Below are 11,003 nucleotides of genomic sequence, written 5' to 3' on the forward strand. Positions count from 1 at the left end.
CCGAACTCAACCACGGCCGCTAGCGTCGGGCCGACGCTATGCCGGGACCAGGGACACGACGAGCGGGACAGCGGCTATGCCCAGGACGGTTTGCGTCGCGGTGATCCCGGCCATCAGCGGCGCGTCGCCACCGAGTTGGCGTGCCAGGATGTACGACGACGATGCCGTTGGCAGGGCCTGGAACAGCACGGCGATGATCAGCGCGTGGGAGCTCAGGCCGACGAGCTGCGCCGCCAGGAAGGTCGCGGCCGGCATGAGGGCGAACCTGGCGGACGACGACGCGAGGATCGGGACCACCCACGACCGTGCCGTGCCGAAGCGCAGCGCGGCACCGATGCAGAGCAGCCCCAGCGGCATCGAGGCGGCTCCCAGCGTCTGGAGTGCTGGTTCGATGCCCGGCGGCAGGCTCAGACCGAGCGCCTGAAGGAGGATGCCTCCTGCGCAGGCGAGGATGAGCGGGTTGGTCACGAGCTGTTTGACGATGGCCGAGAAGTGCAGGCGCGCGGTCCCGAACCAGGCGAAAACCAGCACGCACAGCACATTGACGGTGGGCACGATCGCCGCGTTGCAGATCGCGGCGACAGCGACGCCCTTGGCGCCGAACAGGCCGGCAGCGATCGTCACACCGATGTAGTTGTTGAACCGGATACTGCCCTGGAAGACCGAGGTGAAGGCGTCGCCCTTCAGCCGCATCAGGGGCTTGCAGGCGATGACCAGCACGGCCACTGCCACCGTGGAGGCGATCAGAGCGCCTGTCAGAGCCCCCACCGGCAGATCGTCGATGTCGGCGGTCGCCAGGCTGTGCAGGAACAGGGCCGGCAACAGGACGCGATAGCTGAGGCGCTCGGCTTCGGACCAGAAATTCTCGGCTGTGATCATCGATCGTCTGAGCGCGTAGCCCAACGCGATCAGCAGGACTATCGGAACGAGCGCCCTTACGGTCAGTGCGATCACTCCGAGAACCCATCCAGCGTGGCGACGATGATGCGGCAGCCCTCTTCCAGGGTGGCGATGTCGGTGGCGAAGGAGAGCCGCAGGTGGCCCGGCGCGCCGAAGGCACTGCCCGGGACGGTCGCGCATCCCGCTTCGAGGAGGGCGTCCGCCGCTGCGATGTCGTCGCCGACCGCAAGGCGCGGGAAGAGGTAGAACGCGCCGTCAGGTTCGGCCGTGTCCAGGTACCGGCTCCGCTTCAGGATCGCCAAGCCCGCATCGCGCCGCCGACGGTATGTCTCACGCCGCTCCGCCAGAAGATCCTGCGGCCCCTGCAGTGCGGCGACAGCCGCGATCTGGCTCACGGCCGAGGTCTGCGTGCAGTTGTGCGTCTGCACGGCGGTGATGCCGCGGACCAACTCGGCCGGCCCGAACCCCCAACCGACACGCCAGCCGGTCATCGCGTACGCCTTGGAGACGCCGTCGACGAGCAGGATCCGCTCGCGCAGGTCAGGCGCGACCTGGGCGATGCTGACGTAGTCGCCGGCGTGGTAGCGGATGTGGGCGTAGATCTCGTCCGAGAGGATCAGCGCCGAGGGGCGGCGCCGCAATACCTCGGCGAAACCAGCCAAGGTGTCATGGCTGTAGGTGGCGCCCGATGGATTGCCGGGAGCGTTGAGCACGACCCAGCGCGTGCGGTCGGTCACGGCCGCTTCCAGCGCGTCGGGAGAGAGTCTGAACCCTGACTCGGCCGAGCAGGGAACGATCACGGGCACGGCGCCGCACAGACGAACCATGTCCGGATAGCTCGCCCAGTAGGGCGCCGGGATGATCACCTCGTCGCCGGGGCGCAGGGTGGCGAAGAACGTGTTGAAGATGACCTGCTTGGCGCCGCACCCCACGGCCACCTCGGCGTCCGAGTACCTCAGAGCGCGGTCTCGTTCCAGCGCACGCCGCGCGGCACGGCGCAGTTCCGGTATCCCGTTGGCAGGGGTGTAGCCCATCGGCCGGGCGGCGGCCTGTTGCGCGGCAGAAACGACGTGCGCAGGTGGGGCGAAGTCCGGCTCGCCGAGCGTCAGGTCAATGATGCGACGGCCCGCCGCACGGTACTCGGCCGCCCGGCGTGCCATCTCCATGATCAGCGAAGCGGCAGGTGCCACGAGGCGACTAGACACCGCTCAGCACCCCCGCCGACGACTGGCCGAGGGAACGCGGCGAGCCAAGCGCACGCGCTCGGGCCGGAGGAAACGCGGGGCCAGGCCGACTGCGAGCCTGCAGTGGGCCCTGCCAGATCCGCGCAGCGGCCCACGCCTGCGTCCTGCTGGTGAAGAACCGCTTCTCCGCGAGTCGGGCGGGATGGATCCGTACCCCGTGGGCTGGTGTCACACCGTTCATACCGACAGGCTGATGTAACTTCGCCAGGCATTACAACCATTACAGACCCGACCGCAGCTCCCCCACCACGGCGCAGGGGGCCATGGCACGCCCAGGCCCGCCTGGTCCCTGCACCGAGCACTCGCGCCACCGGCGCCGGAGTGAACCAAGTCGTATCGACGCACGTCTAGTCTCATCGGTTGGCCTGCGCAGCGCGGCGTAAGGTGCTCGGCCATGCACGGTTCGGTTGGTGGAGGGCTAGTGGATTCGGGGAACGGTGGCTTGTTGGGTGACCTGGTGTTCGCCGCGCGGGACCGGGCGTTCGTGGGACGGATGGCGGAGCGGGCGGTCTTCCGGTCCGCGCTGGCGGGAGACTCCCACGCGCCGTCGGTTCTGTATCTGCATGGACCGGGCGGGATCGGCAAGTCCGCGCTGCTGAGGCGGTTCGCTCTTGAGGCGCGGGAGGCGGGGCGGCTGGTGATCGAGGTGGACGGGCGTACGGTCGCCGCGACGCCGGAGGACTTCGAGCACGCCGCCGCGAAGGCGATCGGCGAGCCGAACACGGTGCTGCTGGTCGACACCTTCGAGCTCTGCCACGGCCTGGAGCACTGGTTGTGGGAGCAGTTCTTGCCGCGGTTGCCGCTGGGCACGGTCGTGGTGGTGGCCGGCCGCGCGGCCCCCGATCCGCGCTGGGTCGCCGATCCGGGGTGGGCGGACCTGCTACGGGTGGTGCGGTTGCGGGATCTGGCCCGGGAGGATGCCGCCGCCTTCCTACGGGTACATGGTGTCCCGGCCGGGACGCACCACGCGCTGATGTCCTTCACCAGTGGTAATCCGCTGGCCCTGTCGCTGGCGGCGACGCTCGCCGTGCAGCGGAACACGGGCAGGGCCCGGGGTACTGCCGACTGGTCACCGGGCCAGGACGTGATGGCGACGTTGCTGGCCCAACTCGTGGGCCACGCCCCGAGTGCGGCGCACCGCACGGCGTTGGAAGTGTGCGCGCAGGCCGATGTCACCTCCGAGGCCCTGCTGCGGGCGATGACGGGCGAAGACGCCGCCGACCTGTTCGCCTGGCTGCGCAGCCAGCCGTTCATCGAATCCACCGCCTCCGGGCTCTATCCGCACGATGTCGTGCGCGAGGTGCTGGCCGCCGATCTCCGCTGGCGAGACCCCGACGGATTCGCCGCCCTGCGCCGACGGATGCACCACTATCTGCTCGGCCGGGTCCGCGAGGTGCCCGCCGCACAGGTGCTACAGGCCATGAACTCACTCGTGTACCTGGACCGGTCCCTCGATCATCTTGCCGACACCCTCGTGTGGGACCCCGAGGACGCGGTGCGGGAAATGCCCTGTACGCCTGACGACGAGGGCCGCGTGGTGGAGCTCGTCCACCTGACGGAGGGCGCCGAGTCCGCCGCGATCGCCCGCTTCTGGCTGAACCGGCAGCCCGAAGCGTTCAAGGTCTACCGCTCGAACCGGAGCGATGAGATCACTGCCTTTTCGGCGTTGCTGCGGTTCAGCGGGCCGGAGGGGGAGGACGTCGATCCGGTAGTGGCCGCCGCCTGGTCTCACGCCCGCGCCGGAAGCCCACTGCGAGCGGGCGAGCACATGGCCATTGCACGGTTCATCGTGGACGGGCAGGCGTACCAGCGGCCCTCGGCATCTCTGAACCTGGTCACGTGGCGCGTGACGGCGGAGATCATCCGGGCCGACCGTCTGGCGTGGTTGTTCGTCGTGATGCGGGACGACGGGTTCTGGAACGCTCACCTTGAGCCCGGCGACATGCTGCCGACGGATGCCAGGCCCGTAGTCGGCGACCACGGCTACTGCCTGTTCGCCCACGACTGGCGTACGCAGTCCGCAATGGCGTGGATGGCGAAGAAGCACAAAGCTCTGCAGGAGGGCGTGGCTACCGGCACGTCTGCCGTCACAGCTCCGCGGGAGCGGTCGCAACACGTGGTGCTGTCCCGGCCGGAGTTCGACACCGCCGTACGGGACGCCGTGCGTGCACTGTGGTGGCCGGGCGAACTCGCGGCAAACCCCCTCAACCGCAGCCGCATGGTCGTAGAGCACGACCAGAACCTCCACGATGTCCTGCTCCACGCCATCGACACCCTGCTGCGGGAGCGCGGCGGAGAGACACGTCATCAGGTCCTCACGACCACGTACAGCAAGACCGCCCCCACCCAGGAAGCGGCAGCCCGGCGCCTCGGAATGTCCTTCAGCACCTACCGCCGCCACCTGACGGCCGCGGTGCAGCACATCAGGGACGTGCTGTGGAGTCACGAACTGAGCGGAACACCGATCCTTCCGGTGGGCCGGAACGTGTCAGCGGAGCAGTGAGGCGTGCAGCCCTGAGCGATGTCCGTCGACGCACCGTGGAGGTGGCCTCCGGCCTGCGAGCCCTCTGCCGCCGCACGCCATGGCCGTCAGTCGGTGGCCTGCGCCGTGGGGCCGTCCGGACCGACGGAGGAGAGCGTGTTGCCGGCCATCGCCACGATCTCGTCCCTGACGAGGACCACGCTCGGCGCCCAGTCCTGGGACGCGTCCCCGAGGATGTCGACGGCGGCGGTGCGCCAGAGTTCCCTGCCGGTGCTCAGGTCCAGGGCCACCACGCGGCCGATGCGGTTGGAGAGGTAGATCCGCCCGTACGTCGTCGACAACACCGGCTGCGACAGGCCCTCCATGCCGGTCGACCGCCGCCACAACTGCTTGCCCTCATCGGCAGACACAGCGGTGACGCTTCCGTTGGTCTCGGCGAAGACCACGACATCGTCGCCGAGCAGGGTCGGCGCGCCGCGCAGGGTGCGGGAAAGCGGCACGGGACGGACATCGCCGGTACGCGGGTCGACCCGGAGCAACGTGGTGTATCGGCGCTCGCTCTCGATCTCCCCGTCCTGGTTCGCCGCCGCCGCGGGCTGCGCGTAGACCGGTGCGCCTCCGGACTGCCCGATGCTCTTCGACCCGATCGGCAGGGTCACGAGTTTGCGTGCCGTGCCGTTGGCCCGGTCGAGGCGCAGCAGGGTGGTGGGCTGGCCGGCGAGCGTGCACTCCGCGTACGGCACGCCGTCCAGGGACAGCGGTTCGCAGAACGCGGCCTTCGGCGACTGCCACAGCTCCTTCCCCAACGTGTCGTACGCGATGAATCCCTGGATGTCGCCCGTGGAGATCACCAGCCCGCCGCTGAACACGACCGAGCGGCCGTTCGGGCTGTCTCGCACCCACCTCCGCTTCCCGGTGGCGGTGTCCAGAGCCGCGGCCCGGAATTCGCCCTGGGTCTGCTCGGCGACGTACACGACCCCGTTCTGTACGCCGTACGGCTTCGCGTTCTGCACGGAGTCGCCGGACCGCCAGATGACGCGGCCGGTGGCGGCATCGACCTTGGCGACGGTGAAGCCCTCGCCGCCGCAGTAGAGGACGGTGCGCTCGGGGACGCATCCCGGCGGGCCGGAATCCATCGCGGTGTCGGGCACGGAGCCGTGCCGGAGCGTCGTCTGCCAGGGCTGCCAGCCGGCGGGCAGCGAAGCGGTGCGCGCGGCGGTTTGTTCGTCGCCGCCGAAGGCGTTGACCGCCGCGAGGCTCAACCCGGTGACGGCGACCGCTGTACCGACGGCCGTGAGCACACGCGTGAGCCGTCGGCCACGGCGTTCTCTGCGCAGACCTCGGTCGGTGACGGGTTCGGTGGAGGCTCCCGGGATCGCCCTTTCGCCTGTGCCAACCGCGTTGCCGGGGTCGTGGGCATCCTCTAGGTGGCCGTGTTCGCCGGGACCGGTGGTGTGGCCGAAGTCGCCGGAGCCGGCTGTCTGTGGCAACGCGCGGAAGCAGTCGTGCAGTTCCACCAGTCCGGGGCGTGCCGCCGGGTCCTTGTCCAGACAGCGTTCGGCGATAGCGCGCAGTGGTTGCGGAACCTCGTCCAGTGTCGGCGGCTCGTACATCACCTGGTAGCCGGCCATGTAGGGCGTGTCCGCGTCGAACGGTCCGTTCCCGGTGGCCGCGTAGGCCAGCAACGAGCCCAGCGAGAAGACGTCCGACGCCGACGTGACGTCGCGCGGCGAGCTCAGCTGCTCCGGTGACATGAACGGCGGCGTGCCGATCACGTTGCCCGTGACGGTCAACTGCTGGTTGTCGGCGGCGCGCGAGATGCCGAAGTCGATGACGCGTGGGCCGTCTTCGGCCATCAGGACGTTCCCCGGCTTCAGGTCGCGGTGCACCACCCCGGCCCGGTGGATCTCGCGCAGCGCCTCGGTGAGCCCCAGTGCCAGAATCCGCAGCTCCGGTCCGGTGAGCGGCCCGCTGCGTTCCACACAGGCCGCCAGGCTCGGTCCCGGTACGTACAGCGTGGCCATCCATGGCTGCTCGGCATCCGGGTCGGCGTCCACGACGGGCGCCGTGAACGCCCCGCTGACCCGGCGGACCGCAGCGATCTCCTGCCGGAAACGGACACGGAACTCCTCGTCCTCGCAGAGCTGTGGGTGCACCAGCTTCACCGCGACCCTGCGTCCGGCGGCCGAGCGGCCCAGGAACACGGTGCCCATGCCGCCGGCGCCGATCCTGTCGAGCAGGACATAGCCCCCCACCGATTCGGGGTCACCATCTCGCAATGGCATGGACGGTCACACCTTCTTCTTACGTGGATCGACGGCTCGGCTTAGGCCAAGGCCCTTGCTCAGGACGCCAGTTCCAGGTCACCAGGCGAGCGCGTCGCTCGCGTTGTCCTGCCAGTAGGTGACCTGGGCGTTGTCTTCCTCGACGTACAGGGAACCGCCGGGAACTGCAATGTCCCGCCCTGCTTCGCTGGGTCCCCCGTCGGGGCCGTACAGGGACAAACCGATGGAGGAGGTCGTGACCTTGGTCTGACTGTTGCGGTCGACGGACGCGGTGATCAGGCCCGCGTACGCGGTGGCCCCACGGTCGAGGGTGACGACGGCCTGTGGCTGGCTCTGCCCCACCCTGGCTGCTTCGGCCTGCGAGTTCTCACTCAACCGCAGGGCGGGGTAGCTGTAGATGCGGCAGGCCTTCGAGCCGGTGTTCGTAGCCGTGATGAGGACATGGTTGATGGGCCTCTTCACCGCTTTGATGGCGAACTTCAACGAACCGGCGGTGCAGTCCACGAGCCTGGCGCTGCCGGAGCCCGTGCCGGCGGACGAGGTCTTGGTGGCACCCGCTCCGGTGCCGCCACCGTTTCCGGAGCCTTGGGAGCCCTCGCCCTTCGTGGCTTGCCCAGCGGCGGTGGCAGACGCCGAGGCCGACGCCGAGGTGGCGGTGGCGGAGGCGGTTGGCGTGAGAGTCGTGTCGGTGGGCTCCGTGGATGCCGTTCCGACCGACTTCGACTCGGCGTCGCCTTCTCCGCAGGCGGTGAGCGCCAAGGCCAGAACGGTGGAACTGGCCAAGGCCACGGCAAGTCGATGTGTGCGCAAGCTGGTTACCTCTTCTTGACAGGACGTTCTCGGCCCATGGGCCGCGTCGGTTCGTGCTTGGAACAGCGCCGTCAGCGTTCTGCAACGCAGACCAGCCGCCCAGCGGGCACCGGGCACCGGGCACCGGGCACCTCACGGTCCGATCGTTGCATCGTCACCGGCCCTGACTGCGTGGCCACGGTGCTCATTTCCTGGCCGTTCCATGCCAAATTATGCTCAGGGCTATGACTTACGGGGGATCAGTTTCGAGCATTCTCAGAGCACGACTTGACCACGTATCTGGGTGTCGCGGTCAGTAACCTCCGAACGGCATCGGGGCGGCCGTCGAGGCCAGCCTCTCGGAAATGCTGGCGGAAGTAGCTCGCATTAGAGGTAACCACGCCCCGCAGGACGTACAAGTCGGGTCGGCCGAGTTCTTCGTCGAGTCACGGTTGAGCCTGGGCACGCGGGTCGCGCACCCCCGCCGCCAGGGTTTCGCTCCCGAACTGATCGTCGCCGACATGGTCGACCACCTTGGATTGCCGGACACCACCTCGCTGGGTTGTGCGTTCCGCCTCGGCGATCGCCGCTGACGGCCTTGCCCGCCCACCCTAGGCCTCCAGTTCTTGCAGGTCGTCATTGAAGCGGTGCAACCAGCGGCGGACCGCCTTGGGACTGCACCCCGTATCGCCGGACCTATGCCGGCACACCGCTCAGGACAGCGTGATTGACACCCCAACACACCGCGACTGGTTCGAGCCCGACGCCGATCCCCCTCTGGAGGACCCGCACGCCGAGCGATTCCGCGGCATCCGGCCGGCCCTCGGCTACCCCGCGAGCCCGACCACAGCCTCAAGAACTCCGCCGTCGGACGACTCGGGCAAGACCAGACTGAGGACTACGCCCGCAGACAGGGTACGGACCTCCGCGAAGTAGTGGCCTGGCTCCAACCCAACCTCGCCCACGAGTTCACGTAATCAGCTGCCCGCGACCGAAAAGGAATCAGTTGGCGGGCGGTCGCCGCGAAGTGATCCAGGGACCTTCATCCCTGGTTGAGACCGGCAAGCGCAGTTGAGCATGTCCACTGCCGCCTGCGACGAGGACCCCTTGGGCGTCGTGAACAGCATGTAGGTCTGCTCAGGAGCCGTCGGCGACACCATCGTGTGCTGCTCCACTGTCAGCTCGCCCACCATGGGGTGGTCCAGGCCGAAGGGTTCCAGTCCGCAGGTGCTCACCTCGTGGCTCGACCAGGCTTTCGTGAACTCCTCGCTCTTGATGCTGAGTTCACCGATCAATGAGTCCAGTCCCGGGTATCCTGGCCAGGTCCCGACGGACAGTCGCAGATGAGCGGCGACGTCAAGGACCTTGGCAGCCCAGTCCACGAAGAGCGTCCGGCTCGCGGGATCGAGGACGATCAGGCGTGCCAGGTTGGGCCGGTGCTCCGGGTTCTCAGGGGCATGCACATCGAGGTGGCCGGCGAACAGGGCATGCGCCACCGGGTTCCACGCGAGGATGTCACCGGTGACGCCGGTGACAAGCACGGGCGCCGAGATCGACTCGATCACTCGCTGTGTCTCCGGCGCGGGTTCCTGACTTTGAGGTCGGTTCCTGGTCATCGGCCGCGGTGCGGGCTCGGCCAGGAGCCGAAGATGTTCGTGCTCTTGGGGCGTGAGGTCGAACACGCGGGCAAGGGCGTCGAGAACCTGGGGCGAGGCGTTGACGGCAACGCCTTGCTCCAGGTCTCGGTAGTAGGACTCGCTCAGCCCGGCCAGCGTGGCGACCTCTTCCCGGCGCAGGCCCGGCACCCTTCGCCGTTCTCCGGTTGTGCTCAGTCCCACCGTGGCGGGCTGTAACCGGGAACGGCGTGCTTTGAGGAACTGTCCGAGTTCGATGTGCATGGCAGACAACCTAGTACGGACAACTCCCGCGGACCTGCCGCTGTCAATGGCACCCAAGGCCTCGGGACCAGGACCGCTCACGCCGGCTCGCTGACATTCGAGCATGCTCCGGGCAGCCGGACAGCTAAAGCTGGGGAGGAGACTCGATGGGCGGATGTCACAGGCGGCACCTACGCCTGGCGCGGTGTCACCCGCCGACCGGAGTGAATCGGGAGGTCTGCCGACGGATCAATCCGTCGGAGATCAGAAAGGTGTCGATGCCGTCCGTCACCGTCACGGATCCGGCGCTCATGTGCCACTCCAGGAGCAGCAGTTCCGACGATCCTGTGAGCGAGACCGACGTGTAGCCCGCGTCGGGCAACGCGCGGGCGTTCTCCGCGAAGGCGTCCCGGATGGCTGCCCTCCCGGTGAAGGCCGTGCCGGGGAGGAGGACGACAGCGTCGTCGGCGTAGTCGGCGGCGATACGGTCGGCGTCTCCGCTGTTGAGTGCGGCGAGGTGGTCGTCGAGGACCCTGCGCGGGCTTCGGTCGTGCATGGGGTTTCCCTTCTCCTGTTGGTGGTGTTCCGGTGCGGCGAGTCAGGCGATGACGCTGTGCACGAGCTGTCCGCCATCGATGCGGACGGTTTCGCCGGTGATCCATCCGGCCTCGTCGGAGGCGAGGAAGGCAACGAGCTGGGCCACGTCGGACGGGAGCCCCAGCCGTCGGAGTGGATAGCGTTCGACCACTTCGGCTTCCCGGCCGATGTAGAGGGGTTCGGCGAAGACGGTCTTCACCACCGCGGGTGCCACGGCGTTGACGCGCACCTTCGGCCCGAGCTGGTAGGCGAGTTCCTCGGTCAGCCGGCACAGAGCGACTTTGCTCGCTCCGTAGACGCCGATGTCACCGGTCGCACGCAGGGCAGCGGTCGAGCTCATGTTGACGACGGTGCCGCCGTGCTCCGACATCCATGCGTGCCAGGCCAGTTGGGTGAAACCGAGTGCCGCCGTGACATTGACCTCGAAGGTCTGGCGCACCTCGTCCAGTTCGGCGTCGACCAGCGGTCCGAACAGCGAGTTCACACCGGCGTTGTTGACCAGTACGTTCAGGCTGCCGAACTCTTCCACGCATCGGTGCACCGCGTCGGCTCGTGCGTCGGCGTCTCCCGCGTCTCCCGGCACGGTGAGGATGCGACCACGTGCGGCCCCCGTTTCCGCGGCCAGTTCATCGGCGGTGACGTCCAGCGCGTGCGCGTCGCGGGCCGTGATGGTGACGGCCGCTCCCCTGCTGAGGAACTCGCGGGCGATTCCTCGCCCGATGCCGCGGCTGGCGGCCGACACAAAAGCCGTCAGCCCCGCAAAGTCCTGTTTCATAACAACTCCTTCTATTCGCAGAGAAATTGAGCACGGCAGTCGCGTACTTCCGTG

At 68.4% G+C, this 11,003-nt stretch carries 10 protein-coding genes; 3 read left to right on the forward strand and 7 right to left on the reverse strand.

The features are described 5' to 3' along the window. Positions 1–36: 36 nt before the first annotated feature. Both ACTWQR_RS30255 and ACTWQR_RS30260 read right to left on the reverse strand, forming a co-directional pair. Positions 37–954 (reverse strand): AEC family transporter, encoded by a 918-nt coding sequence (locus ACTWQR_RS30255; protein WP_443230374.1) that lies wholly within the window; start codon positions 952–954, stop codon positions 37–39. After that, a complete protein-coding gene (locus tag ACTWQR_RS30260; RefSeq protein WP_443230375.1) occupies positions 951–2,090 on the reverse strand; it encodes an aminotransferase class I/II-fold pyridoxal phosphate-dependent enzyme in 1,140 nt (379 codons plus the stop codon). The genes ACTWQR_RS30255 and ACTWQR_RS30260 overlap by 4 nt, the downstream gene beginning before the upstream one ends. Before the next feature lie 499 nt (positions 2,091–2,589). Here ACTWQR_RS30260 and ACTWQR_RS30265 point away from each other — a divergent pair, with 499 nt between their 5' ends. After that, complete coding sequence (locus ACTWQR_RS30265; RefSeq protein ID WP_443230376.1) at positions 2,590–4,647, forward strand: ATP-binding protein; 2,058 nt, start codon at positions 2,590–2,592, stop codon at positions 4,645–4,647. Between the two features lie 86 nt (positions 4,648–4,733). On the opposite strand, the gene ACTWQR_RS30270 is transcribed toward ACTWQR_RS30265, so the two are convergent. Continuing rightward, a complete protein-coding gene (locus tag ACTWQR_RS30270; protein ID WP_443230377.1) occupies positions 4,734–6,911 on the reverse strand; it encodes a protein kinase domain-containing protein in 2,178 nt (725 codons plus the stop codon). 78 nt (positions 6,912–6,989) lie between these two features. Continuing rightward, complete coding sequence (locus ACTWQR_RS30275) at positions 6,990–7,373, reverse strand: DUF4232 domain-containing protein (protein ID WP_443230378.1); 384 nt, start codon at positions 7,371–7,373, stop codon at positions 6,990–6,992. Between ACTWQR_RS30275 and ACTWQR_RS30280 the strand changes: the two genes are divergently transcribed. Together ACTWQR_RS30280 and ACTWQR_RS30285 are read left to right on the forward strand one after the other, a co-directional pair. After that, positions 7,360–7,740, forward strand: a complete 381-nt coding sequence (locus tag ACTWQR_RS30280) for a hypothetical protein (protein WP_443230379.1) — start codon at positions 7,360–7,362, stop codon at positions 7,738–7,740. The two genes, ACTWQR_RS30275 and ACTWQR_RS30280, sit on opposite strands and share 14 nt — an antisense overlap. A gap of 325 nt (positions 7,741–8,065) precedes the next feature. Further along, positions 8,066–8,293: a hypothetical protein gene (locus ACTWQR_RS30285; protein ID WP_443230380.1), complete on the forward strand. Its 228-nt coding sequence runs from the start codon at positions 8,066–8,068 to the stop codon at positions 8,291–8,293. A 384-nt stretch (positions 8,294–8,677) separates the two neighbouring features. Here the strand turns inward: ACTWQR_RS30285 and ACTWQR_RS30290 are convergent, their stop codons facing one another. The 3 genes from ACTWQR_RS30290 to ACTWQR_RS30300 form a co-directional block, all read right to left on the reverse strand. Further along, positions 8,678–9,598 carry a helix-turn-helix transcriptional regulator gene (locus ACTWQR_RS30290; protein ID WP_443230381.1) on the reverse strand — a complete coding sequence of 307 codons (921 nt, stop codon included), beginning with the start codon at positions 9,596–9,598 and terminating at the stop codon, positions 8,678–8,680. Positions 9,599–9,785: 187 nt separating this feature from the next. Then, complete coding sequence (locus ACTWQR_RS30295) at positions 9,786–10,133, reverse strand: nuclear transport factor 2 family protein (protein WP_443230382.1); 348 nt, start codon at positions 10,131–10,133, stop codon at positions 9,786–9,788. 42 nt (positions 10,134–10,175) lie between these two features. Next, positions 10,176–10,949 carry an SDR family oxidoreductase gene (locus ACTWQR_RS30300; RefSeq protein WP_443230383.1) on the reverse strand — a complete coding sequence of 258 codons (774 nt, stop codon included), beginning with the start codon at positions 10,947–10,949 and terminating at the stop codon, positions 10,176–10,178. Positions 10,950–11,003: the final 54 nt, after the last annotated feature.

Origin of the sequence: Streptomyces sp. 2A115 (assembly GCF_052245575.1) — a bacterium.
Taxonomy (GTDB): Bacteria; Actinomycetota; Actinomycetes; order Streptomycetales; family Streptomycetaceae; genus Streptomyces.

Excerpts from the sequence above, each read along its gene's own strand:
- ACTWQR_RS30280 (WP_443230379.1), top strand. The coding sequence starts at position 7,360 with ATGGGCCTCTTCACCGCTTTGATGGCGAACTTCAACGAACCGGCGGTG.
- ACTWQR_RS30285 (WP_443230380.1), top strand. The coding sequence starts at position 8,066 with ATGCTGGCGGAAGTAGCTCGCATTAGAGGTAACCACGCCCCGCAGGAC.
- ACTWQR_RS30300 (WP_443230383.1), bottom strand. The coding sequence starts at position 10,949 with ATGAAACAGGACTTTGCGGGGCTGACGGCTTTTGTGTCGGCCGCCAGC.
- ACTWQR_RS30295 (WP_443230382.1), bottom strand. The coding sequence starts at position 10,133 with ATGCACGACCGAAGCCCGCGCAGGGTCCTCGACGACCACCTCGCCGCA.
- ACTWQR_RS30270 (WP_443230377.1), bottom strand. The coding sequence starts at position 6,911 with ATGCCATTGCGAGATGGTGACCCCGAATCGGTGGGGGGCTATGTCCTG.
- ACTWQR_RS30290 (WP_443230381.1), bottom strand. The coding sequence starts at position 9,598 with ATGCACATCGAACTCGGACAGTTCCTCAAAGCACGCCGTTCCCGGTTA.